This window comes from Streptomyces sp. Xyl84, assembly GCF_059731885.1.
In genome coordinates, this window is the sequence record NZ_AP029182.1 from 6074951 (window position 1) to 6098635 (window position 23685).

The window sequence follows — 23685 nt, forward strand, 5'->3', positions numbered from 1 at the left end:
TGTCAGTGCCGTTTGGTAAAAATGCAAGCGTGAGCAGCGAGAACGGGCCGGGGGACGGCGGGGCCGAGGGTGCGCCGCCCGAGCAGCTTGCGCTCATCCGGGAGACCGTGCGCAAGGCCAAGGAGCCCCGGGCCAAGCCCCGGACCTGGCGCGGGGCGGCCCTCGCCCCGCACCTGCCCGTCGCACGCGTGCTCGTCGACAAGGGCGTGCTCCACCTCGACCGCTCCTTCGACTACGCCGTGCCCGCCGAGCTGGACGCCGACGCGCAGCCCGGGGTCCGGGTGCGGGTGCGCTTCGGCGCCGGACGGCACCGGGTGCGCGAGGGCCGGCGCGAGGGCGGCGGCCTCATCGACGGGTTCCTCGTCGAACGGCGCGCCGAGTCCGACTACTCCGGGCCGCTGGCCGCGCTCGCGCAGGTCGTCTCCCCGGAGCCCGTCCTGAGCGAGGAACTGCTGGCGCTGGTCCGAGCCGTCGCCGACCGCTACGCGGGCAGCGTGGCCGACGTGCTCCAGCTCGCCGTCCCACCGCGCAGCGCGCGCGCCGAACAGCGGCCCTCGCCCGCCCCGCTGCCGCCGCCCAAGGCCCCGGAGCCGGGCTCCTGGACCCGTTACGGGCACGGGGCCGCCTTCATCGAGTTGCTGGCCGCAGGCGGCGCCCCCCGGGCCGTGTGGAACGCCCTGCCCGGGCCGCAGTGGAGCGAGGAGACGGCGCGGGCCGTGGCCGCGACGCTCGCCTCCGGGCGCGGCGCTCTCGTCGTCGTCCCCGACGGCCGGATCGCCGCCCGGCTCGACGCCGCGCTGACCGCGCTCCTGGGCGAGGGGCGGCACGCGCTGCTCACCGCCGACGCGGGGCCCGAGAAGCGCTACCGGCAGTGGCTCGCGGTGAGCAGGGGCTCGGTACGGGCCGTGGTCGGCACCCGCGCGGCCATGTTCGCGCCGGTCCGCGACCTCGGGCTGGTCGCCCTGTGGGACGACGGGGACGACAGCCACAGCGAGCAGCACGCGCCGCAGCCGCACGCGCGCGAGGTGCTGCTGCTGCGCGCCGCGCAGAACCGGTGCGCCTTCCTGCTCGGTGGCTGGAGCTGCACCGTGGAGGCGGCCCAGCTCGTCGAGACCGGCTGGGCACGGCCCCTGGTCGCCGCGCGGGACCAGGTGAGGCGGGCCGCGCCCCTCGTGCGTACGGTGGGCGACGGCGACCTCGCGCGGGACGAGGCCGCGCGGGCCGCCCGGCTGCCCTCGCTCGCCTGGCAGGCGGCCAGGGAGGGGCTGCGGCACGGCCCCGTCCTGGTCCAGGTCCCCCGGCGCGGGTACGCACCCCGGATGGCCTGTGCGCAGTGCCGGGCGCCGGCCCGCTGCCGGCACTGCGCCGGTCCGCTGGAGGGCCAGGACGCGGGCATCCTGCGCTGCGGCTGGTGCGGGCGGGAGGAGTCCGGCTGGCACTGCCCGGAGTGCGGTGCGTTCCGGTTGCGGGCCCAGGTGGTCGGGGCCCGGCGCACCGCGGAGGAACTGGGGCGGGCCTTCCCCGCCGTACCGGTGCGCACGTCGGGCCGCGAACACGTGCTCGACACGGTGCCGGGCACGCCCGCCCTGGTGGTGAGCACACCGGGGGCCGAGCCGGTCGCCGAGGGCGGCTACGCGGCGGCCCTCCTGCTGGACGGCTGGGCCATGCTGGGCCGCCCCGACCTGCGGGCCGGCGAGGACGCCCTGCGCCGCTGGATCGGCGCGGCGGCCCTGGTGCGGCCGCAGGAGGCGGGCGGCACGGTGGTCGTCGTGGCCGAGCCGACCCTGCGCCCCGTGCAGGCGCTGGTGCGCTGGGATCCCGTGGGGCACGCGCTGCGGGAGTTGTCCGAGCGGGCCGAGCTGGGCTTCCCGCCGGTGTCCCGGATGGCGGCCGTGACGGGCCCCGGGGCGGCGGTCGCGGACTTCCTGCACGCGGTCGAGCTGCCGCGCGACGCCGAGATCCTCGGGCCCGTGCCGGTGCCGGACACCCCGGCCGGCCGCCCCCGGCGGCCCGGCGCGCCGCCGCCCGGCGAGCACTGGGAGCGGGCGCTGGTCCGCGTGCCGCCCGGCAGCGGCTCCGCCCTCGCCGCGGCCCTGAAGGCCGCACAGGCGGCCCGGACGGCCCGGGGGAGCGGCGAGGCGGTGTGGGTGCGGATCGATCCGCCGGACATCGGGTGACGGACCGGGCCCCGGATGCCGGGGGCCCGCTTCCGTGGCGAGGCGCGCTTCCGCTCCGGGGTCTGCTTCGCTGCGAGGACCCTTCCCGCTGCCAGGGTGCTTCCTCGGCGGGGTCCGCCCTCGTCACGAGGCCCCTTCCCGCTGCGAGGGCCCCTTCCTTGGCGGGCCCCGCCTCCGTCACGGGGACCCCTTCCCCAGCGAGAACCTCTCCCGCCGCCGAGGCTCGCCCCCGTTACGAGCCCTGCTGCGAGGGCTCCTTCCCGCGGTGAGGTCCGCTTCCGTGGCGAGGGCCTGCTTCTGCCGCGAGGGTCTCGACCCGGGCCCGTGGGTTCCCACCGGGGCGGGGCCGCGCCGGGGGCGGTGCGTCAGCCGTTGCGCGGGCCCGGGAAGGCCGTCGGCCTGACGTCCTCGCGCAGCGACGGGCTGCCGGCCGTCGGCTGGGTCGGCATCGACCGGGCAGCCGGGACCGTGGGCACCGCGGGCGCCGCGGCCAGGCCGGGGCCCAGGGCGACCGGCCGGGTGCCCGGCGTCTCCGGCGCATGCTCGGCCTCGGCGGCAGCCGCCTGCGCGGCGGCGCGGCGCGCACCGTAACGCCGGTGCACCGCCTGCTTGGTGACGCCGAGCGCCGAGCCCACCGCGTCCCACGAGAAGCCGAGCGAGCGGTCGAAGTCGACGGCGGCCGTGACCAGGGTCTCGACACTGTCCCGCAGCTCCTGCGCGAGGCGGACCGTCGGGGCGGGGGCCCGTCCGTAGACGACGAAGCCCGTGGAGGGGCCGGAGCGGCGCGGGCGGTAGACGTTGCCCAACTGGGCGGTGAGCGTGCGCAGTGCGTCCACCTGCCGGCGGACCCGCTCGATGTCCCGCACCAGCAAGTGCAGGCTGGCCCGGGCCTGGGCGTCGTGGGTTGCGTGGTCGGCCATGAACAAGCCTCTCGAACCGGCGTTGAAAGGAACGGGCCGTACGAGCGGCCCTTTTGGTCAACTCTCACTTGACCAACGCGTTTTCCGCCCGCTGGTCACGCTGTGGGGGCGTAAGGGCATATGCGTACGCCCCCCGTGGAGCGGCTGTGCGCTGCGTTCCCCGCCTCCGGCCGCTTCCCGCCCACCGCCTTACGGGGTCATAGACTTGTGGGCCGCGTACCCACCCCGAACATCCTGACCGAGAGGCCCGCACCCGCTCATGAAGCTCGTCTTCGCCGGTACCCCCGAGGTCGCCGTTCCCGCCCTGGACGCCCTGCTCGCCTCCGGGCGGCACGAGGTCGCGGCCGTCGTCACCCGCCCCGACGCACCGGCCGGCCGGGGGCGCAGGCTGATCGCGAGCCCGGTCGCCGAACGCGCCGAGGAGGCCGGGATCGAGGTGCTCAAGCCGGCCAGGCCGCGCGACCCCGACTTCCAGGAGCGGCTCAAGGAGATCGCCCCTGACTGCTGCCCCGTCGTCGCCTACGGTGCCCTGCTGCCCAGGACCGCCCTGGACATCCCCGCGCACGGCTGGGTCAACCTGCACTTCTCGCTCCTGCCCGCGTGGCGCGGTGCCGCGCCGGTGCAGCACAGCCTCATGGCCGGTGACGAGATCACCGGCGCCTCCACGTTCCTCATCGAGGAGGGGCTGGACTCCGGTCCGGTCTACGGCACCGTCACGGAGGCGATCCGTCCCACCGACACCAGCGGTGACCTGCTCACCCGGCTCGCGCTCGCCGGGGCGGGGCTGCTCGCGGCGACCATGGACGGCATCGAGGACGGCACCCTGAAGGCCGTACCGCAGCCGTCGGAGGGCGTGACCCTCGCGCCCAAGATCACGGTCGAGGACGCCCGGGTCGACTGGAGCGCCCCCGCCCTGCGCGTGGACCGGGTGGTCCGCGGGTGCACGCCGGCGCCCGGCGCCTGGACCACGTTCCGCGGCGAACGCCTCAAGCTGATCCAGGTGGCCCCCGTGCCCCGGCGCACCGACCTCGCGCCCGGCGCGCTCGCCGTCGGCAAGAACGACGTCCACGTCGGCACGGGTTCGTACGCGGTCGAGCTGCTGTGGGTGCAGGCCCAGGGGAAGAAGCCGATGCGCGCGGCGGACTGGGCGCGGGGCGTGCGCATCGCCGAGGGCGAGACCCTGGGCGGCTGACCGGCGCCGTGCGCCTCCGGCGCGGTCGACGCAGTCGGTCGGCGGCGGAGCCGTTCGGCCCGCGGGAAGGGAGCGACGCCCGCCGGGCCGGGACCGGCAGACGGGGGCAGCGACGCCCGCCGGGCCGGGACCGGCAGACGGGGGAGGGCGCGGCGGCCGGGACGGCGGTGCGGTGGTCGTCCGGCAGGTCAGGGACGGGGGAGGGCCGGTCGGGCGCCGGGCCGGGCCGTAGGCTGGGTGCACAGCGCACCCGGGCCCGCGCACCCGCGCCCGGCCCCGCCCCACGCGTCCGTGCGCGGCGCCCCAGACATCCGGAGCACCTTTTCGTGAGCGACACCCCCCGTCGGCCCCGCAAGCCCGCCAAGCCGTACCGCCGGCCCCAGAAGGACCCCGTCCGCATCCTCGCCTTCGACGCGCTGCGCGCCGTGGACGAACGCGACGCGTACGCCAACCTCGTGCTGCCGCCCCTGCTGCGCAAGGCCCGGGAGAAGGGCGACTTCGACGGGCGGGACGCGGCGCTCGCCACCGAGCTGGTCTACGGCACCCTGCGCCGGCAGGGCACGTACGACGCGATCATCGCCGCGTGCGTGGACCGGCCGCTCAGGGAGGTGGACCCGCCCGTCCTGGACGTGCTCGCCCTGGGCGCCCACCAGCTCCTCGGCACGCGTATCCCGAGCCACGCCGCGGTCTCCGCCACCGTCGAGCTGGCCCGGGTCGTGCTCGGTGACGGGCGCGCCAAGTTCGTCAACGCGGTGCTGCGCAAGGTCGCCCAGCACGACCTCGACGGCTGGCTGGAGAAGGTCGCGCCGCCCTACGACGAGGACCCCGAGGACCACCTCGCCGTCGTCCACTCCCACCCGCGCTGGGTCGTGTCCGCCCTGTGGGACTCGCTCGGCGGCGGACGCGCCGGCATCGAGGACCTCCTGGAGGCCGACAACGAGCGGCCCGAGGTGACCCTCGTGGCCCGGCCGGGGCGCGCCACCACCGAGGAACTGCTGCGGGAGGAGGCCGCGGTGCCGGGCCGCTGGTCGCCGTACGCCGTCCGGCTCACCGAGGGCGGCGAGCCGGGCGCGGTGGACGCCGTCCGGGAGGGGCGCGCGGGCGTACAGGACGAGGGCAGCCAGCTCGTCGCCCTGGCCCTGGCCGCCGCGCCCGTCGACGGCCCCGACAGCAAGTGGCTGGACGGCTGCGCGGGGCCCGGCGGCAAGGCCGCCCTGCTCGCCGCGCTCGCCGCCGAGCGCGGCGCCGTGCTGCTGGCCTCGGAGAAGCAGCCGCACCGGGCCGGACTGGTCGCGAAGGCGCTCGCCGGGAACCCCGGGCCGTACCAGGTGATCGCCGCCGACGGGACGCGCCCCGCCTGGCGGCCGGGCAGCTTCGACCGCGTCCTCGTCGACGTGCCGTGCACCGGCCTCGGCGCCCTGCGCCGCCGCCCCGAGGCCCGCTGGCGGCGCCGCCCGGAGGACCTCGACGGCTTCGCGCCGCTCCAGCGCGGCCTGCTCCGGACCGCCCTGGAGTCGGTCCGTGTCGGCGGTGTCGTCGGCTACGCCACCTGCTCGCCCCACCTCGCCGAGACCCGTGCGGTCGTCGCCGACCTGCTCAAGCAGTTCCCGGCGACGGAACTGATCGACGCGAGGCCGCTGCTGCCCGGCGTCCCCGCCCTGGGCGAGGGCCCCGACATCCAGCTGTGGCCGCACCTGCACGGCACGGACGCGATGTACCTGGCCCTGATCCGCCGCACCGGCTGAATCGCCACCGGGGCAGCCGCCCCCGAAGCGTCGGGACTTGCCGGGGTGCCCCCGGGGCCGGCCCGTCCCTGATGCGCGGAACGTGCAGGGACACATCCGGGGCCGCCCCGCCCCGGATGTGCCGGGTCGGCCCGGCCGCCACCGGAACGGCCCCCGCCCCTGACCTGCGACGCCTGCCGGGGCGCCGCCGGGGCGGCTCCCGCGCCGGCGCGGGGAACAGCGCCCCCGGCCCCGCGGTCCGGCCTACGACCCGCAACCGGAGCGCACACCGGCTCCGGCACCCGGGGGGCCGCCCCCACGGCCCCCGGCGGCCCGCCGTTCCGGCCGGGCGCCGCGGCATGGCAGGCTTGGGGCATGGCCGTGCAGATCAACCCCAGCATCCTGTCCGCCGACTTCGCGCGCCTCGCCGAGGAGGCGAAGGCGGTCGAAGGGGCCGACTGGCTCCACGTCGACGTGATGGACAACCACTTCGTCCCGAACCTCACCCTCGGCGTGCCGGTCGTGGAGTCCCTGGCGCGGGCGACGGACACCCCGCTGGACTGCCACCTGATGATCGAGGACCCGGACCGGTGGGCCCCGCAGTACGTCGAGGCGGGCGCCTCCTCGGTGACCTTCCACGTCGAGGCCGCCGCCGCGCCCGTGCGCCTGGCCCGCGAGATCCGCGCCAAGGGCGCCCGCGCCTCGATGGCGCTGAAGCCCGCCACGCCCATCGAGCCGTACGAGGACCTGCTCCCCGAGCTGGACATGCTCCTGATCATGACGGTGGAGCCCGGCTTCGGCGGGCAGGCGTTCCTCGACATCATGCTGCCCAAGATCCGCCGCACCAGGGAGCTGATCGGCAAGCACGGCCTGCAGCTGTGGCTCCAGGTCGACGGCGGCGTCTCGGCCTCGACGATCGAGCGGTGCGCGGACGCCGGCGCCGACGTCTTCGTCGCGGGCTCCGCGGTCTACGGCGCCGACGACCCGTCCGAGGCGGTCCGCGCCCTGCGCGCACAGGCGCAGACGGCCACATCCCAGGCATCCTGGGCGTGCGGCCACTGAGTATCGGGGCATCCCGGGCGGCCGGTACGCGCGGTCGGGGCGTCCCGGACGTGCAACCACTGGGCATCAGGTACGTGAACGGCTCTCATCAGGGCTGATCAACAGCGCCGGATCTGCAAGGATGAACGGCGAATCCAGAGTGTGAACAGCAGTGAGGAGAACGCCGTGTCGGGTATGTCGGCGGGCCGGTCAGCAGTGCGGATGGGACCCGCTGAGCTGGTGCAGGCGGCGGCCATGGCCCGCCGCTTCTACCTCGAGGGCAAGTCCAAGATCCAGATCGCCGAGGAGTTCGGCGTGAGCCGGTTCAAGGTGGCCCGGGTCCTGGAGACCGCTCTCGAACGGGATCTCGTACGGATCGAGATCCGTGTGCCGGCCGAGCTGGACGCCGAGCGCTCCGACGCGCTCCGCGCCCGCTACGGTCTGCGGCACGCCGTCGTGGTCGAGTCCCCGGCCGAGGCGGAGGAGACGCCCGACCCGGAGAACCTCGGCGAGGTCGCCGCCGACCTGCTCGGCGAACTCGTCGACGAGGGCGACGTCCTGGGCCTGGCGTGGGGCCGTTCCACCATCCACATGGCTGCGGCCCTGGACCGGCTGCCCCCGTGCACGGTGGTGCAGCTGACGGGCGTGTACGACGCGGGGACCTCCGAGCGCGGCTCGGTGGAGGCCGTCCGCCGCGCCGCCCAGGTCTCCGGTGGCGACGCGCACCCCATCTACGCGCCGATGCTGCTGCCGGACGCGGCCACCGCGGCGGCGCTGCGCAACCAGACCGGGATCGCCCGCGCCTTCGAGTACTTCGACAAGGTCACCGTCGCCTGCGTCTCCATCGGTTCGTGGGAGCCGGGCATCTCCACGGTGCACGACATGCTCAGCGACGAGGAGCGCGCCCACTACGCCTCGCTCGGCGTCGCCGCCGAGATGGCCGCGCACCTCTTCGACGCCGAGGGCCGCCGGATCGGCCGCGACCTGGGGGAGCGGTGCATCACGGTCAAGGCCGACCAGCTCCGCCGTATCCCCGAGGTCGTCGCCATCGCCGGCGGCCAGCGCAAGGCGGCCGCGATCGACGCGGTGCTGCGTTCGGGGCTGGTCACCAGTCTCGTCACGGACACCTCGGCCGCCGACTACCTGATGACGGCCGGACCGTCCCCCAAGTCCGCGCTGCACCGGACGGACCCGGACGGGGCCTGACGGCGGGCCGCCGGCGGACGGCCGTGGGAGCATCGTCGCCATGCTGCTGCGGTCCGTCCCCCGTGCGCTCGCGGGTCTCCTCGTCTGCCTCGCCGTCCTGCTGGCGGGCTGTTCCGCCGGGGGCCCGGCCCCGGGCGGTTCCGCCACGGGGGGCGCGGCCTCCCCTCACGCCCGGTCCTCCGCGTCGCCCGGCGCCGCCACGCCCGGCTGGGCGCGGGGCATGGCCACCGTGCGGGAGTCCCGGCTGCCGGCCGAGGCCCGCCGCACCCTGGCCCTCATCGACCGGGGCGGCCCCTTCCCGTACTCCCGGGACGGCGTCGTCTTCGGCAACTTCGAGAAGCGGCTGCCGGCCCACGCGCGCGGCTACTACCACGAGTACACGGTCAGGACCCCCGGCTCGCGCGACCGGGGCGCCCGGCGTCTCGTCACCGGCCGGGACGGCGAGATCTACTACACCGACGACCACTACGACTCGTTCCGGGCGGTGCTGAGATGAGCGAAGACCTGACCGGCCGGCTCGTGGCCGTCCTGGACCTCGACGGGGTCACGGACAAGGCCGGCCTGATGGACCGGGCCGCGCGGGCCCTGGCGCTGCCCGACTGGTTCGGCCGCAACTGGGACGCGCTGGCCGATTCCCTCGCCGACCCCTCCGTGTGGCCGCAGGAGGCGGCGGAGCGCGGCCTGCTGCTCGTCGTGCGGGGCTGGCACGCGTACGCCGAGGGCCGCCCCGAGGAGTGGCGCACGGCCGAGGACGTGTTCGCCGAGGCGGCGGACCGCACCCCCGCACTGGCCGTGGCCCTGAACCTTGGAGGTTCCTCCTAAACCCCCTCTGACCAGCCTGGATGTTGCGACAGGGCATGACCGGCCGTCCGGCATGGGAGAATGAAGTACGTGCTCTTTCCCCCTGGCTGACCTGTCCGGGGGCCACCTCTGATCGACTGGGATGTGCAGCACGTGCGTTTCCTCAACGACATCCAGCCCGCGTACGACCTGACGTACGACGACGTCTTCATGGTGCCGAGCCGCAGCGCGGTCGGCTCGCGTCAGGGCGTGGACCTCAGCTCCCCGGACGGCACGGGCACCACCATCCCGCTCGTCGTCGCCAACATGACCGCGATCGCCGGCCGCCGCATGGCCGAGACCGTGGCCCGGCGCGGCGGCCTGGTGGTCATCCCGCAGGACATCCCGATCGACGTCGTCACCGAGGTCGTCTCCTGGGTCAAGGGCCGCCACCACGTCCTGGACACCCCGATCGTGCTGGCCCCGCACCAGACGGTCGCCGACGCCCTGTCCCTGCTGCCCAAGCGCGCGCACAACGCCGGTGTGGTCGTCGACGAGGACCACCGGCCCGTCGGCGTGGTCACCGACCGGGACCTGACCGGCGTGGACCGCTTCACCCAGCTCGAGGTCGTCATGAGCCGGGACCTGGTGCTGCTGGACGCGGACATCGACCCGCGCGAGGCCTTCAACCGGCTCGACGCGGCCAACCGCCGCTACGCGCCCGCCGTGGACAAGGACGGCCGCCTCGCCGGCATCCTCACCCGCAAGGGCGCCCTGCGCGCCACGCTCTACACCCCGGCCACCGACGCGCAGGGCAGGCTCCGTGTCGCCGCCGCCGTCGGCATCAACGGCGACGTGGCGGGCAAGGCCGAGCAGCTCCTCGGCGCGGGCGTCGACACCCTCGTCATCGACACGGCCCACGGCCACCAGGAGTCGATGATCAGCGCGATCAAGCTGGTCCGCGACCTCGACCCGCGGGTGCCGATCGTGGCCGGCAACATCGTCTCCGCCGAGGGCGTCAAGGACCTGATCGAGGCGGGCGCCGACATCATCAAGGTCGGTGTGGGCCCCGGCGCCATGTGCACCACCCGGATGATGACCGGCGTGGGCCGGCCGCAGTTCTCCGCCGTGCTGGAGTGCGCGGCCGAGGCGCGCAAGTACGGCAAGCACGTGTGGGCCGACGGTGGCGTCCGTCACCCCCGCGACGTGGCGATGGCGCTCGCCGCCGGGGCGTCCAACGTGATGATCGGCTCCTGGTTCGCGGGCACGTACGAGTCGCCGGGCGACCTCCAGCAGGACGCGAACGGCCGCCTGTACAAGGAGTCCTTCGGCATGGCCTCTGCCCGCGCGGTGCGCAACCGCACCTCGGAGGAGTCGTCCTACGACCGGGCCCGCAAGGCGCTGTTCGAGGAGGGCATCTCCACCTCCCGGATGTTCCTCGACCCGGCCCGCCCGGGCGTCGAGGACCTCATCGACTCGATCATCGCCGGTGTCCGCTCCTCCTGCACCTACGCCGGTGCCGGGTCCCTGGAGGAGTTCGCCGAGAAGGCGATCGTCGGCATCCAGAGCGCGGCCGGCTACGCCGAGGGCAAGCCGCTGCACGCCAGCTGGAGCTGACCGCCGCCGCTCCCCCCGGCCGGCTGCCCCGCCGCCCGGAGCGGAGCGGCCCCCTTCCGTACGGCCCCTGCCGTCCCGCTGCCGGGACGGCGGGGGCCGTCGGCGTCCCTGGCGGCCACGGCACAACGGGACACTCCCACCCGTCCCGTACGCAACGGTCGAAAGCCCCCGCGCAACGAACACCCGCGCAGGGCCCCGGAACGCAACGATCATGCGGAGAGACGCAAGGTTGCTGCATTACGCTTGTGAAGCGCAGCCTCATAGGGTCTGCGCTGTACATGGCGTGGCAGGGACCCCGCTCGGTGGGTCCCCACGGGACGTGGTGCCACCGGTCCCCGCCGCTCGAAGAACCGCAGCGACAAGGAGCCGCGCGTGCTCGACCAAGGCGCACCGCCCAACCGCACCCTCACCGTCCCCTCGTCCTTCGGTGCGCGCCTGATGCGTCGCAAGCCCGTGGAACGCCTGGTCGCGGAGGGCGGCCAGGGTGAGGGAGGCAGTCTCAGGCGTTCCCTGGGGCTGTGGCAGCTCACCATGATCAGCATCGGTGCCACCCTGGGCACCGGCATCTTCGTCGTCCTGGGCGAGGCGGTCCCCAAGGCCGGGCCCGCCGTCACGCTCTCCTTCGTGATCGCCGGTCTGACGGCACTCTTCTCCGCCCTGTCCTACGCGGAACTGGCCGGCACCATCCCGGTCTCCGGGTCCTCTTACTCGTACGCATACGCAACGATGGGCGAGCTGATCGCCTGGGTCTGCGGCTGGTGCCTGGTCCTGGAGTACGGCGTGTCGGTGGCCGCCGTCGCCGTCGGCTGGGGCGAGTACCTCAACGAGCTGCTCAAGGGCACGATCGGCGTGACCATACCCGCGGCCCTGTCGGCCCCGCCCGGCGACGGCGGCGTCTTCAACCTGCCCGCCCTGATCGTCGTCCTGCTGGCGATGACCTTCCTGCTCGGCGGCGCCAAGGAGTCGGCGCGCGCCAACACGATCATGGTGTGCGTGAAGATCGCCGCCCTGATCCTGTTCTGCGCGATCGGCGTCCAGGGCTTCCGCTCCGGCAACTACTCCCACTTCATGCCGCTCGGCATGGGCGGTGTCAGCGCGGCGGGCGCGACGCTGTTCTTCTCCTACATCGGCTTCGACGCGGCCTCCACCGCCGGTGAGGAGGCGAAGAACGCGCAGCGCGACCTGCCGCGCGCGATCATGCTCTCCCTGGTGATCGTCACCGCGCTGTACGTCCTGGTCGCCGCCGTCGCCGTGGGTGCCAAGCCCTGGCGGCAGTTCAACGACTCGGAGGCCGCCCTCGCCCAGATCATGCGCGAGGTCACCGGCCAGAGCTTCTGGGGCACCCTGCTGGCCTTCTGCGCGGTCATCGCCATCGCCAGCGTCGTGCTGACCGTCCTCTACGGCCAGACCCGCATCCTGTTCGCGATGTCCCGCGACGGTCTGGTGCCCAAGGCGTTCTCCCGGGTCCACCCCAAGTCGGGCGCGCCCCGGGTGAACACCGTCATCGTGTCCCTGTTCTGCGGTGTGCTGGCCGCCGCCATCCCGCTCGGGCAGCTCGCGGACGCCACCAGCATCGGCACCCTCTTCGCCTTCGCCCTGGTCAACGTGGCCGTCGTGGTGCTGCGCCGGACCCGCCCGGCCATGCGCCGCACCTTCCGGGTGCCGCTGTCGCCGGTGCTGCCCGCGATCGGCTTCGTGCTGTGCGTGTGGATGATGGGCAGCCTGTCCACCGTCACCTGGGTGGTCTTCGGGATCTGGATGGCCGTCGGGCTCGTGATCTACTTCCTGTACGGCCACCGCCGTTCCCGTCTCGCGGCCGGTCCGGCCCCCGCGACGGCCGCCCAGTAGTCCCGAGCCCGACCCCGAAGAAGTGACCCACGCCCCGTGCTGAACGATCTCGACGAACGCATCGTGCACGCCCTCGCCGAGGACGCCCGCCGCTCCTACGCGGACATCGGGCAGCTGATCGGCCTGTCCGCGCCCGCCGTCAAGCGGCGGGTGGACCGGCTGCGCGCCACCGGTGCCATCACCGGCTTCACCGTCCGCGTCGACCCCGCGGCGCTCGGCTGGCACACCGAGGGCTACGTGGAGATCCACTGCCGGCGCAACACCTCGCCGGAGACGATCCAGCGCGGTCTCGAGCGCTACCAGGAGGTCGTGTCCGCGTCCACCGTCACCGGTGACGCGGACGCGATCGCCCAGGTCTTCGCCGCGGACATGCGGCACTTCGAGCGCGTCCTGGAACGCATCGCGGGCGAGCCGTTCGTGGAGCGGACCAAGTCGGTCCTGGTCCTCTCCCCCCTCCTGCGCCGCTACTCCTCCGGCTCCCCCACGTAAGCACCCGCGCCCCGGGAGCCGACCGCCGCCCCTGCGACCCGTGCGAGGTCCAGGGGCGGCGTGGTGTGCGCGTGGGGCGGGGCGGGGGAGGGGCGGCCGGCCGGGCCCGGACCGGACCGGCGGTGGACCCGTGTGGCGGGAGCCCGCCGCCCGCCGGGGCCGGGCGGCGGGCGGACCGCCGTCGCCACCGCACACGCAACGAATCGCCGCCCGGCCCCGCCCGCACGCAACGAACACCGCGCCGCCGCGCAACGGCTCCCGCTTGTCGGCCCGTACCCCCGCCCGTACCGTCTAACCGACCCCCGAATCCCCCTGACCGGCAAGGATCCCGCATGCGCACCGCCCTGCTCCAGAGCTCCGGCCGCCCCGGCTCCGTCGCCGAGAACCTGAAGGTCCTCGACGCCGCCGCGGGCCGCGCCGCCGCTGCCGGGGCGCGCCTGCTGGTCACGCCGGAGATGTTCCTGACCGGATACGCGATCGGCGACGGCATCGGCCGCCTCGCCGAGCCAGCCGACGGCGACTTCGCGGACGCCGTCGCCGACCTCGCCGGCCGGCACGGCCTGGCGGTCGCCTACGGCTACCCGGAACGGGACGGGGACGCCGTGTTCAACTCCGCCCAGCTGGTCTCCGCCGACGGCACGCGGCTGGCGAACTACCGCAAGACCCACCTCTTCGGCTGCTTCGAACGCGACCACTTCACCCCGGGCGAGCAGCCCGTCGTCCAGGCCGAGCTGGGCGGCCTGACCGTCGGCCTGATGATCTGCTACGACGTCGAGTTCCCGGAGAACGTCCGCGCCCACGCCCTCGCCGGCACCGACCTCCTGCTCGTGCCGACCGCGCAGATGCACCCGTACCAGTTCGTCGCCGAGTCGGTCGTGCCGGTGCGCGCCTTCGAGAACCAGATGTACGTCGCGTACGTCAACCGGGTCGGCCGGGAGGGCGAGTTCGAGTTCGTCGGCCTCTCCGTCCTCGCCGGCCCCGACGGAGTCGCCCGCACCCGCGCCGGCCGCGACGAGGACCTCGTCGTCGCGGACGCCGACCCCGGCTTCCTCGCCCGCTCCCGGGAGTCGAACCCGTACCTGCTGGACCGCCGCCCCGGCCTCTACGGGTCCCTGGGCTGAGACCGGCCCCGGCCCCGACCTCCCCCGATCGTTCTTCACGCGCAAGGAGTCCGTACCCCATGACGTCCACCGTGCCCAACGCCGTCGAGCACGCAGACGAGCAGCAGCCGCCGATCACCATGTTCGGCCCGGACTTCCCGTACGCGTACGACGACTTCCTCGCCCACCCGGCGGGCCTCGGCCAGATACCCGCGACCGAGCACGGCAGCGAGGTCGCGGTCATCGGCGGCGGCCTGTCGGGCATCGTGGCCGCCTACGAGCTGATGAAGATGGGCCTCAAGCCCGTCGTCTACGAGGCGGACCGGATCGGCGGCCGGCTGCGCACCGTCGGTTTCGACGGCTGCGACCCGGACCTCACCGCCGAGATGGGCGCGATGCGCTTCCCGCCGTCCTCCACGGCGCTCCAGCACTACATCGACCTGGTCGGTCTGACCACCCGCCCCTTCCCGAACCCGCTCGCCGAGGCGACCCCGTCGACCGTCGTCGACCTCAAGGGCGAGTCGCACTACGCCGAGACGATCGACGACCTGCCGCAGGTCTACCGGGACGTCGCCCAGGCCTGGAACAAGTGCCTGGAGGAGGGCGCCGACTTCTCCGACATGAACCGCGCCCTGCGCGAGCGGGACGTGCCCCGCATCCGCGCGATCTGGTCGAGACTCGTCGAGAAGCTCGACAACCAGACGTTCTACGGCTTCCTGTGCGACTCCGAGGCGTTCAAGTCCTTCCGGCACCGGGAGATCTTCGGCCAGGTCGGCTTCGGCACCGGCGGCTGGGACACCGACTTCCCCAACTCCATCCTGGAGATCCTGCGCGTCGTCTACACCGAGGCCGACGACCACCACCGCGGCATCGTCGGCGGCTCGCAGCAGCTGCCGCTCAGGCTGTGGGAGCGCGAGCCGGAGAAGATCGTCCACTGGCCGTACGGCACCTCGCTGAAGACGCTGCACCCGGGCGGCGAGCCGCGCCCGGCCGTGACCCGGCTGCACCGCACCGCGGGCAACCGGATCACCGTGACGGATGCGGACGGCGACATCCGCACCTACCGGGCGGCGATCTTCACCGCGCAGTCCTGGATGCTGCTGTCCAAGATCCAGTGCGACGACGCGCTGTTCCCGATCGACCACTGGACGGCGATCGAGCGCACCCACTACATGGAGTCCAGCAAGCTCTTCGTCCCGGTCGACCGGCCGTTCTGGCTGGACAAGGACGAGGAGACGGGCCGGGACGTCATGTCGATGACGCTCACCGACCGCATGACCCGCGGCACCTACCTCCTGGACGACGGCCCGGACAAGCCCGCCGTGATCTGCCTGTCGTACACCTGGTGCGACGACAGCCTGAAGTGGCTGCCGCTGTCCGCGAACGAGCGGATGGAGGTCATGCTGAAGTCGCTCGGCGAGATCTACCCGAAGGTCGACATCCGCAAGCACGTCATCGGCAACCCGGTGACGGTCTCCTGGGAGAACGAGCCGTACTTCATGGGCGCGTTCAAGGCCAACCTGCCCGGCCACTACCGCTACCAGCGGCGCCTGTTCACGCACTTCATGCAGGAGGGGCTGCCCGAGGACAAGCGGGGCATCTTCCTGGCCGGCGACGACATCTCCTGGACGGCCGGCTGGGCCGAGGGCGCCGTCCAGACCGCGCTGAACGCGGTCTGGGGCGTCATGCACCACTTCGGCGGGGAGACCGACGCGACGAACCCCGGTCCCGGCGACGTCTACGACGAGATCGCGCCCGTCGAACTGCCGGAGGACTGACCGCGAGCACCGACCGCGAGCACCGACTGCGAGGACGGATCGCGAGCACGGAGCGCGAGGACCGACGGCGAGGGCCGCTCGCGGGGACCGGTCCCGAGGGCCGGTCCCGGGCGGGGGCGGCGGGGCCGGTCACAGCCCGGCGGCCCGCGCCTTCTCGTAGACCTCAGCGGCGACGTCCTTGAGTTCCTCGGCGTCCCGCAGGGTGCTCTGCAGGTCGACGAGGATCTCCTCCATGCCGATCTCGGCGTGCGCGAGGAGGTCCTCGACGATCTGGTCGGCGCTGCCGTGGAAGGGGCTCCGCTCCCCGCCTTCCCGGGCCTTGGCCGAGTAACGGGCGTTCGCCCGCAGCACCGTCCGGATGGGCTGCTGCCGGCCGCGCTCGGCCGCCAGGTCCTGCAGGGCGTGCCACTGGGCGGCGATCTGCTCGACGCCCGTGCCGGCCGGCAGCCAGCCGTCGGCGTGCTCCACGAGCCGCTCGCGCGCCTTGCGGGTGCTCGCCGCCAGCAGGATCGGGATCGGCCGGGCGGGCTTGGGGCCGACCACGGCCGAGTCGATCTCGGTGATCCGGCCGTGGTGGCGCACCGGGTCGGGGCCCCACACCGCCCGGCAGACGTCGATCACCTCGTCCAGCACCCGGCCGCGCTCCTTGATCGGGCGGATGCCCGCCGCCGCGTACTCGTCCAGGGACCAGCCGGTGCCCAGGCCCGCGATCACCCGGCCGCCGCTGGCCGCGTCCAGCGAGGCCAGGGTCCTGGCGAGCTGGAAGGGCACGTGCAGCGGCGCGACCAGCACGCTGCTGCCGAGGCTCACCCGCTCGGTGACGGCCGCGGCCAGCGTGAGTGTGACCAGCGGGTCGGCCACGTGGCGGTAGGAGTCGGGCCAGGGCAGGCCCTCGATGCCGTAGAGCCCTTGGGTCGCGGGCTCCGGGAACAGTGCCCGCTCGTACACCCAGAGGCTGTCGTAGCCGATGCCCTCCGCCGTCCGCGCCACGTCGGGCACGTCCCGGCCGAGGTCGTACTGACGGTTCTGCGGAAGGCCCAGTCCCAGACGGGTCGCCATGGTGGTGCGCTCCTTAGTGATCGCCGGTGATCGCCGGTGTCCACGGGCAACGTACAGCGGTCACACGGGAGTTCCGGGGAGCAGCGCGGTGCCGTCGCGCGGCCGGGGAGCCATCGGGGGAGCCGCGGCCCGGGGAGCGGCCGGGGAGTGGCCCGAGCCGCCGTGGGCCCGGCGGGGCAGGGGCGGGCGGTCAGGCGGGCAGCGGTGTGAGCATCATGCGACCGGCGAAGCCGACCGCCGCGTCCAGCCGCTGGGTGAACTCCTCGGCCACGTCGGGCAGCCGGCGCAGCGCCCACAGCGCCCGCGCGGCCGACCAGGCGGCGTCCCGGGCCTGCTCCAGGCTCCACGCGCCCAGCAGATGGGTCAGCGGGTCGGCGATCCGGAGCAGGTCCGGACCCGGCATCAGGTCCTCGCGGACGCGTTCCTCCAGCGCGGCCAGCAGGTCGCCCACCCGCTCGAAGTCGCCCTCCAGCTCGGACGGTTCGCACTCCAGCGCCGCGCACGTGTCCACCACGGCCAGGGCCAGGTCGTGTCCGATGTGCGCGTTGACGCCGGCCAGCGCGAACTGGAGCGGGCGCACGCCCGGGTGCCGGCGCGACTGGAGGAGCGGCCGCCAGCAGGCCGGCGCGTGCCGCTCCTGGGTCGCCGGGTCCACGGCGGTGAGGTACCGCTCGGCGAACCGTACGTCCAGCGAGGCCGTGGCCCGCGGTCCGGCGAACCGCCCGGCCGCCGGCCGCCGTCCGGCTTCCTCGGTGACCGCGAGGTAGACCCGGTGGAAGACCGCGATCCCGTCCCGCTCCGGCAGCCCGGCGGCCAGGTCGCGCATCCGTGTGAGGACCGCGTCCACTGTGTCCGGACGACGGGTGAGTTGTACCGATTGCCCCATGGGGGCAGGGTCCCAGGCCCGCACCGGTCCGGGGGCCGACCGGCCGGACGCTTCCCCAGAACGGGGGAACGTCCGAGCGATCCGGGCCCGGACTCAGGGGCGTTCACCTATACCGGGCATCCGTACCGGACCCGGCACGGTCCGGAACCCGGCACGGTCCCGGCGCACGTCACCTCCCGGGCGCCGTCAGACACCCGCTGTGGACCAGGCACGGCCCGGCGCTCGTCACGTCCCGGGCGCGGTCCGGCATCCGCTGCTGACCCGGCGTGATCCAGAACCCGGCACGGTCCCGGGCAGGGCCGGGCACCCGTCAGGGAGCCGACGCGGTCCGGCACCCGCCGTGCCTCCGGCACGGTCCTCGCGCCGACCGCGGCCACGGCCGGGCGGCTGCCGCATCCCGGTTACGTTCCGCGCGGGCGTGTCTCACGTTCCGCGCGGGCGTGTCTCAGGACGCGGCCTGACCCGGTCCGGCCTGACCCGGTCCGCCGTTCCCGTCCCGCCCCGACGCGTCGTACGACGACGTGCCCTCGTCCAGCAGCGGCTCCTGCTTCTTCAGGTGCGCCGGGGCGAAGGCCCGCAGGGCGTGGTACCCGGTGATGACGACGACCGTGCCGAGCGCGATGCCGCTCAGCGAGAAGGTGTCGGTGAACTTCATGCTGACGTTGCCGACGCCGATGATGATGCCCGCCGCGGCCGGCACCAGGTTCAGCGGGTTGCGCAGGTCCACCCTGGCGTTGGTCCAGATCTGCGCGCCGAGCAGGCCGATCATGCCGTACAGGATGACGGTGATGCCGCCGAGCACGCCGCCGGGGATCGCGGCGACGACGGCACCGAACTTGGGGCAGACGCCGAACAGCAGCGCGAAGCCGGCGGCGGCCCAGTAGGCCGCGGTCGAGTAGACGCGGGTGGCCGCCATCACGCCGATGTTCTCGGAGTAGGTGGTGTTGGGCGGGCCGCCCACGGCGGTGGAGATCATGGAGGCCACGCCGTCCGCGGAGATCGCCGTGCCCAGCTTGTCGTCGAGCGGGTCGCCGGTCATCTCGCCGACCGCCTTCACGTGGCCGGCGTTCTCCGCGACCAGCGCGATCACGACGGGCAGCGCGACCAGGACCGCCGACCAGTGGAACGCCGGCCCGTGGAAGGCGGGCAGCCCGATCCAGTCGGCCTTGCCGACGCCGGAGAGGTCCAGGCGCCAGTGGTCGGTGAGCTTGCCCGATCCGTCCACGGAGTGGATCTTCCCGAAGACCCGGTCGAAGGCCCAGGAGATGCCGTAGCCGAAGACCAGCCCGAGGAAGATCGCGATCCGGGACCAGAAACCCCGCAGACAGACCACGGCCAGTCCGGTGAACAGCATCACCAGCAGAGCCGTCCACTGGTCCTGCGGCCAGTACGTCGACGCGGTCACCGGGGCGAGGTTGAAGCCGATCAGCATCACCACCGCGCCCGTGACGATCGGCGGCATCGCGGCGTGGATGATCCGCGCCCCGAACCGCTGCACGGCCAGGCCGACCAGGAACAGCACGACGCCGACGACGAAGACCGCGCCGGTCACGGTCGCGCTCGTGCCGCCCTGTGCCCGGATCACCGCGGCGACGCCCACGAACGACAGCGAGCAGCCCAGGTAGCTGGGCACCCGGCCGCGTGTGGCGAGCAGGAAGAGCGCGGTCGCCACGCCCGACATCATGATGGCGAGGTTCGGGTCGAGGCCCATGAGCACGGGGGCCACGAAGGAGGCGCCGAACATGGCCACGACGTGCTGGGCGCCGAGCCCGACCGTGCGGGGCCAGGACAGCCGTTCGTCGGGCCGGACCACCGCTCCGGGTGCGGGCGTGCGCCCGTCACCGTGCAGTTTCCAGCGCACGCCGAGGTCCATGGTGGGGTTTCGCTTTCTCTGTACGTGAAGTCTGTCCAGACCATTGTGCGGGTGGCCGGGCGGCTGACCAGCACCTTCCCCGCCGACCAGGCTGAGCGACCGCTTAGAATGACGGCCGTCCCGCCCTGCGGGCCCGTACGTCCCCTCGCGCCGACCCGGCCGTGCGTCCGGTCCCGCCGCCCGGCCCGTACGTTCAGGAGCACCACCGTGACCGCCGAAGCACCCGCCGCCCCCGCCCTGTCGTACGGGCGGCTGATCCCCGTCACCGTCCACTTCGACGACCTGGACGCCCTCGGGCTGCTGCACAACGCCCGCTACCCGCTCATGGTCGAGCGCGCCTGGGCCGGGCTGTGGCACGAGCACGGCTTCCGCTTCGAGGGCGACTGGGTGGCCGCCGGGGACGCCTGCAACGCCGTCAAGGAGCTGCGCATCACCTACGAGGCGCCGGTGACCCGGCCGGGCGGGTACGCCGTCCACCTGTGGCTCGAACGGCTCGGCACCACCGGTCTCACCTACGGCTTCCGGTTCTGCTCGGCCGACGGTGCGCTGACGTACGCGCACGGCAGCCGCGTCCTGGTCCGGCTGGACCCCGCGACGCTGCGGCCGGCGCCGTGGAGCGAGGAGTTCAGGGCCGCGGGTCAGGAACTGCTGCGCCCGGCCCGCTGATCTTCGGCCGGTCCCGGTCGCCCGCCCGCAGCACTCCCGCGAAGACCGCCAGGCCGCACGCCAGGACGGTGACCAGGCCGAACGACACCACCAGGCTGGTCGCCTGGGCGAGACCGCCGATCGCGCCCGGCGCCACCAGGCCCGAGGTGTACGTGATGGTCGCCACGCCCGCGATGGCCTGGCTGGGGTTCGGTCCGCTGCGTCCCGCCGCGGCGAAGCAGAGCGGGACGACGACCGCGATGCCCAGGCCCATCAGGGCGAACCCGGTCATGGCCACCGCCGGATGCCCCGCCGCCACGACCAGCAGGCCCCCGGCCACGGCCAGCACCCCGCCGGCCCGTACCGTGCGCACCGAGCCGAACCGGTCCACCACTTTGTCCCCCGCGATGCGGGCGATGGCCATGGTGAAGGTGAAGCCGGTCGTGCAGGCCGCGGCGAGTCCGGCCGATGTCTCCAGCCGCTGCCGCAGGTAGACCGCGGACCAGTCCAGGCTCGCGCCCTCCGCGAACACCGCGCAGAAGCCGACGGCGCCGATCAGCAGGGCCGACTTCGGCGGCAGCGCGAACCGCGGCGGCGGGTCCTCGTCCTCGGCGGGCTGCAGGTCCAGGACCCACGCGCAGGCGGTGAAGCCGAGGACCGTCAGCACGGCCGCCGTCAGCGTGTGGTGCAGGCGGGCGTCCGCCCCCAGGTGCGCGGCGAGCGTCCCGGCCGCCGAACCGATCAGGGCGCCCGCGCTCCACATGCCGTGCAGCCCCGACATGATCGAGCGGCCGAGCCGGTTCTCCACCTCCACGCCGAGCGCGTTCATCGCGACGTCCGACATGCCCGCCGAGGCGCCGTACACGAACAGGGCCAGGCACAGGGCGAGCAGGTTCGGGGCGAGTGCGGGCAGGACCAGCGAGAGCGTCCACAGGGCCAGCAGGCCGCGCAGGGCGGTGCGGGCGCCGAAGCGGTGGCTGATGCGCCCGGCCAGCGGCATCGCCACGGACGCCCCCAGCGCGGGGAACGCCAGCGCGAGGCCCAGCTGACCGGCGCTGACCGAGGCGTGGTCCTGGATCCAGGGCACCCGGGTGGCGAACGACCCCGTCACGGCGCCGTGCACGGCGAAGACGGCCGCCACGGCGTACCGGGCGCGCCTGACCTCGCGCTGGTGGTAGACCACTGCTGTCATTCTCCGGCCCCTCCCGGGCGTCTGCGTCGTCCCGCCGTGCTGCTGCGGACGTAAACTATCAGGGACCCTGCCTGATAGATAGGGACCGGGGACGGCCCGTGAGGCGGCCCGCCCCCGCGGATCTGGAAGGATTCCCGGCATGCCCGCATCCCCGAGCACCGCCCGGGCCATCAACGACCGGCTCGCCCTGCGCCTGTTGCAGCAGGAAGGGCCGTTGACGGCAGGGCAGTTGAAGCAGCTGACCGGACTGTCCCGGCCGACCGTCGCCGACCTGGTCGAGCGCCTGACGGTCGCCGGCCTGATCACCGTGGTGGGGGAGTCCGGGGAGCAGCGGCGCGGACCCAACGCCCGCTTGTACGGCATCGTCGCCGACCGGGCCCACCTCGCCGCCCTCGACGTGCGCACGGACAGCGTCGCCGTGACCGTCTGCGACCTGATCGGCCGGGAACTCGCCGCCGAGTCGGTGCCGATCGGGCCCGGCACCGGCACCGGCCCCGCCGTCGAGCAGGCCGTCACCCTGGTGGAACGCGCGGCCAAGGAGGCGGGCGCGGAAGAGCTGCACACCGTCGGCATCGGCGCGCCCGGCCTGATCGATCCGGTCACGGGCGAACTGCGCGGAACCACCGGGCTGCCCGAGTGGCACCGCCGGCTGGTGGCCGCGCTCCAGGAGCGGCTGCCGCGGGCCCGCGTCATCGTCGAGAACGAGACGAACCTCGCCGCGCTGGCCGAACAGCGCGACGGGGCCGCCCGCGGGCGGGACACGTTCGTCCTGCTGTGGCTGGGCCACGGCGCGGGCGCGGCGGTGGTGCTGGACGGCGTCCTGCGGCACGGCGCCTCCGGCGGCACGGGCGAGATCGGGTTCCTGCCCGTGCCCGGCACCGGCGGCCTGCCCTCGGCGACCGACTGCACGGGCGGCTTCCACTCGCTGGCCGGTTCCGCGGCGGTGGCGGAGCTGGCCGCCCGGTTCGGGCTCTCGGCGGCCCCGGCGGGACGGGAACCGGCCGCCGCGGAACTGGTCCGCGGCGCGGTGCGGGGGGACGCGCCCCGGGCCGCCGAGTTCCTGGACGCCCTCGCCGACCGGGTGACCCTCGCGGCGGCCTCCGTGGTGGCGGTGCTGGACCCCGGGTGCGTGGTGCTGGGCGGCGAGGTCGGCCGGGCCGGCGGGCCCGCGCTCGCCGCGCGGGTGGCGCGGCGGGTCGCCCGGATGTCACCGCTGCCCACCGAGGTCCGGGCGAGCACGCTGGGCGGCGGGGCGGTGCTGCGCGGCGCGCTCCTGACGGCGCGGGACCGCGCCCAGGAGATCCTTTTCGCACCCCCCGGACCGCCGGCTCACCCTGGCGAAACGCCCGGTCCCGCGGCCCCGGTGCGCCCGCGCTGAGGTCCCGGCCGCCTCCTTCCCGTCGGCAGGGCCGCCCGCGCTGACGACCCCGCCGCGCCGCTCCCCGCCGGCCCCGCGGCCCCAGGGGTACGCCCGCGCTGACGGTCCCGCCGCCTCACTCCCCCTTGAGAGGGCCTGTCCGGCGGCACCTCGGACGGCTCCTCGGGGCGGCTGGACGGCTCGTTCAGGCGGCCCGCCCGGCAGGCTGCCCGACGGCCCCTGCGGACGGCCCGCCCGGCAGCCCCGCCGGCGGCTCCTCCGGTACTCCCTCCTGCATCGGCAGTACGAGGTCCGGCTTGTCCCGTTCGGCGGTACCCGCACCCGGATCCGCACCCGCGGACCAAGCGCCCACCACCGCCCACGTGTTCCGCCCCGTGTCAGGGGAACTCTCCTGCCGTGCGGCCCTGTTGACCCCTCTGGTCTAGTCCACCTAGGGTCTGACCGGGTCCGACTCCCGCACAGACCGGCCCGGCGGCGGTGACGACGGCCCTTGCCCGCCGCCGGGCCTCCCCGCCGCTCGCCGACCGTCAGGTCCGTGATGCGCTCTGTGAGCGAGCCCACACCGATCGCCCGTATGGACGCGGGTGGAGCGTGGCACACTGGCCCTGTACCAGTAGCAGCGCACTCCGGGGTCGGTGAAAGTCCGAACCGGCGGTTACAGTCCGCGACCCGGTCGCTTCCAGCGGCCGGTTGACCAGGTGAAATTCCTGGACCGACGGTTAAAGTCCGGATGGGAGGCAGTGCGCGGCGAGCGGGCACATCTGTGCGCGTCGCCGTCCA

General features: G+C 74.4%; 19 protein-coding genes and 1 riboswitch. Of the genes, 14 read left to right on the forward strand and 5 right to left on the reverse strand.

The window, feature by feature from the left end:
• Positions 1-29: 29 nt before the first annotated feature.
• Positions 30-2177, forward strand: a complete 2148-nt coding sequence (locus AC6I72_RS26435; RefSeq protein WP_498003628.1) for a primosomal protein N' — start codon at positions 30-32, stop codon at positions 2175-2177.
• 365 nt (positions 2178-2542) lie between these two features.
• On the opposite strand, the gene AC6I72_RS26440 is transcribed toward AC6I72_RS26435, so the two are convergent.
• Complete coding sequence (locus AC6I72_RS26440) at positions 2543-3097, reverse strand: hypothetical protein (RefSeq protein WP_498003630.1); 555 nt, start codon at positions 3095-3097, stop codon at positions 2543-2545.
• A 259-nt stretch (positions 3098-3356) separates the two neighbouring features.
• On the opposite strand from AC6I72_RS26440, the gene fmt reads away from it, so the two are divergent.
• The 11 genes from fmt to AC6I72_RS26495 all read left to right on the forward strand — a co-directional run bounded on the left by fmt (position 3357) and on the right by AC6I72_RS26495 (position 15872).
• Positions 3357-4289: a methionyl-tRNA formyltransferase gene (fmt, locus tag AC6I72_RS26445; RefSeq protein ID WP_498003631.1), complete on the forward strand. Its 933-nt coding sequence runs from the start codon at positions 3357-3359 to the stop codon at positions 4287-4289.
• Between the two features lie 326 nt (positions 4290-4615).
• Entirely contained in the window at positions 4616-6034 is a 1419-nt protein-coding gene (locus AC6I72_RS26450) for an RsmB/NOP family class I SAM-dependent RNA methyltransferase (RefSeq protein WP_498003632.1), read from the forward strand.
• A 354-nt stretch (positions 6035-6388) separates the two neighbouring features.
• Positions 6389-7075 (forward strand): ribulose-phosphate 3-epimerase, encoded by a 687-nt coding sequence (gene rpe / locus AC6I72_RS26455; protein ID WP_498003633.1) that lies wholly within the window; start codon positions 6389-6391, stop codon positions 7073-7075.
• A 141-nt stretch (positions 7076-7216) separates the two neighbouring features.
• The gene (locus AC6I72_RS26460) at positions 7217-8260 is read left to right on the forward strand and encodes a sugar-binding transcriptional regulator (protein ID WP_498003634.1); all 1044 of its coding nucleotides are present in this window, start codon (positions 7217-7219) and stop codon (positions 8258-8260) included.
• Between the two features lie 40 nt (positions 8261-8300).
• Complete coding sequence (locus AC6I72_RS26465; protein ID WP_498003635.1) at positions 8301-8756, forward strand: guanyl-specific ribonuclease; 456 nt, start codon at positions 8301-8303, stop codon at positions 8754-8756.
• Positions 8753-9082, forward strand: coding sequence for a barstar family protein (locus AC6I72_RS26470; RefSeq protein ID WP_498003636.1), 330 nt, complete (start codon positions 8753-8755; stop codon positions 9080-9082). The genes AC6I72_RS26465 and AC6I72_RS26470 overlap by 4 nt, the downstream gene beginning before the upstream one ends.
• Positions 9083-9214: 132 nt before the next feature.
• A complete protein-coding gene (locus tag AC6I72_RS26475; RefSeq protein WP_498004826.1) occupies positions 9215-10657 on the forward strand; it encodes a GuaB1 family IMP dehydrogenase-related protein in 1443 nt (480 codons plus the stop codon).
• 372 nt (positions 10658-11029) lie between these two features.
• Positions 11030-12505 (forward strand): amino acid permease, encoded by a 1476-nt coding sequence (locus AC6I72_RS26480; protein ID WP_498003637.1) that lies wholly within the window; start codon positions 11030-11032, stop codon positions 12503-12505.
• 36 nt (positions 12506-12541) lie between these two features.
• Positions 12542-12994, forward strand: a complete 453-nt coding sequence (locus tag AC6I72_RS26485) for an Lrp/AsnC family transcriptional regulator (protein WP_037859947.1) — start codon at positions 12542-12544, stop codon at positions 12992-12994.
• A gap of 332 nt (positions 12995-13326) precedes the next feature.
• Positions 13327-14115 carry a carbon-nitrogen hydrolase family protein gene (locus AC6I72_RS26490; protein WP_498003638.1) on the forward strand — a complete coding sequence of 263 codons (789 nt, stop codon included), beginning with the start codon at positions 13327-13329 and terminating at the stop codon, positions 14113-14115.
• A gap of 59 nt (positions 14116-14174) precedes the next feature.
• A complete protein-coding gene (locus AC6I72_RS26495) occupies positions 14175-15872 on the forward strand; it encodes a flavin monoamine oxidase family protein (RefSeq protein WP_498003639.1) in 1698 nt (565 codons plus the stop codon).
• Between the two features lie 129 nt (positions 15873-16001).
• Here the strand turns inward: AC6I72_RS26495 and AC6I72_RS26500 are convergent, their stop codons facing one another.
• The 3 genes from AC6I72_RS26500 to AC6I72_RS26510 form a co-directional block, all read right to left on the reverse strand.
• Positions 16002-16931 carry an LLM class F420-dependent oxidoreductase gene (locus AC6I72_RS26500; RefSeq protein WP_498003640.1) on the reverse strand — a complete coding sequence of 310 codons (930 nt, stop codon included), beginning with the start codon at positions 16929-16931 and terminating at the stop codon, positions 16002-16004.
• A 190-nt stretch (positions 16932-17121) separates the two neighbouring features.
• Positions 17122-17817, reverse strand: coding sequence for a DUF5995 family protein (locus AC6I72_RS26505; RefSeq protein ID WP_498003641.1), 696 nt, complete (start codon positions 17815-17817; stop codon positions 17122-17124).
• Between the two features lie 445 nt (positions 17818-18262).
• Positions 18263-19690, reverse strand: a complete 1428-nt coding sequence (locus tag AC6I72_RS26510; RefSeq protein WP_498003642.1) for a uracil-xanthine permease family protein — start codon at positions 19688-19690, stop codon at positions 18263-18265.
• A gap of 207 nt (positions 19691-19897) precedes the next feature.
• On the opposite strand from AC6I72_RS26510, the gene AC6I72_RS26515 reads away from it, so the two are divergent.
• Positions 19898-20356 (forward strand): acyl-CoA thioesterase, encoded by a 459-nt coding sequence (locus AC6I72_RS26515; RefSeq protein ID WP_498003643.1) that lies wholly within the window; start codon positions 19898-19900, stop codon positions 20354-20356.
• On the opposite strand, the gene AC6I72_RS26520 is transcribed toward AC6I72_RS26515, so the two are convergent.
• On the reverse strand, positions 20316-21527 hold the full coding sequence (locus AC6I72_RS26520; RefSeq protein ID WP_366728271.1) for an MFS transporter: 1212 nt from the start codon (positions 21525-21527) through the stop codon (positions 20316-20318). The two genes, AC6I72_RS26515 and AC6I72_RS26520, sit on opposite strands and share 41 nt — an antisense overlap.
• Before the next feature lie 139 nt (positions 21528-21666).
• Here AC6I72_RS26520 and AC6I72_RS26525 point away from each other — a divergent pair, with 139 nt between their 5' ends.
• The gene (locus tag AC6I72_RS26525) at positions 21667-22905 is read left to right on the forward strand and encodes an ROK family transcriptional regulator (RefSeq protein ID WP_498003644.1); all 1239 of its coding nucleotides are present in this window, start codon (positions 21667-21669) and stop codon (positions 22903-22905) included.
• A gap of 617 nt (positions 22906-23522) precedes the next feature.
• Positions 23523-23653: riboswitch (FMN riboswitch) on the forward strand.
• Positions 23654-23685 lie beyond the last annotated feature (32 nt).

Excerpts from the sequence above, each read along its gene's own strand:
- AC6I72_RS26505 (WP_498003641.1), bottom strand. The coding sequence starts at position 17,817 with ATGGGGCAATCGGTACAACTCACCCGTCGTCCGGACACAGTGGACGCG.
- AC6I72_RS26440 (WP_498003630.1), bottom strand. The coding sequence starts at position 3,097 with ATGGCCGACCACGCAACCCACGACGCCCAGGCCCGGGCCAGCCTGCAC.
- AC6I72_RS26510 (WP_498003642.1), bottom strand. The coding sequence starts at position 19,690 with ATGGACCTCGGCGTGCGCTGGAAACTGCACGGTGACGGGCGCACGCCC.
- AC6I72_RS26470 (WP_498003636.1), top strand. The coding sequence starts at position 8,753 with ATGAGCGAAGACCTGACCGGCCGGCTCGTGGCCGTCCTGGACCTCGAC.
- fmt (WP_498003631.1), top strand. The coding sequence starts at position 3,357 with ATGAAGCTCGTCTTCGCCGGTACCCCCGAGGTCGCCGTTCCCGCCCTG.
- rpe (WP_498003633.1), top strand. The coding sequence starts at position 6,389 with ATGGCCGTGCAGATCAACCCCAGCATCCTGTCCGCCGACTTCGCGCGC.
- AC6I72_RS26490 (WP_498003638.1), top strand. The coding sequence starts at position 13,327 with ATGCGCACCGCCCTGCTCCAGAGCTCCGGCCGCCCCGGCTCCGTCGCC.
- AC6I72_RS26525 (WP_498003644.1), top strand. The coding sequence starts at position 21,667 with ATGCCCGCATCCCCGAGCACCGCCCGGGCCATCAACGACCGGCTCGCC.
- AC6I72_RS26520 (WP_366728271.1), bottom strand. The coding sequence starts at position 21,527 with ATGACAGCAGTGGTCTACCACCAGCGCGAGGTCAGGCGCGCCCGGTAC.
- AC6I72_RS26495 (WP_498003639.1), top strand. The coding sequence starts at position 14,175 with ATGACGTCCACCGTGCCCAACGCCGTCGAGCACGCAGACGAGCAGCAG.
- AC6I72_RS26500 (WP_498003640.1), bottom strand. The coding sequence starts at position 16,931 with ATGGCGACCCGTCTGGGACTGGGCCTTCCGCAGAACCGTCAGTACGAC.
- AC6I72_RS26465 (WP_498003635.1), top strand. The coding sequence starts at position 8,301 with ATGCTGCTGCGGTCCGTCCCCCGTGCGCTCGCGGGTCTCCTCGTCTGC.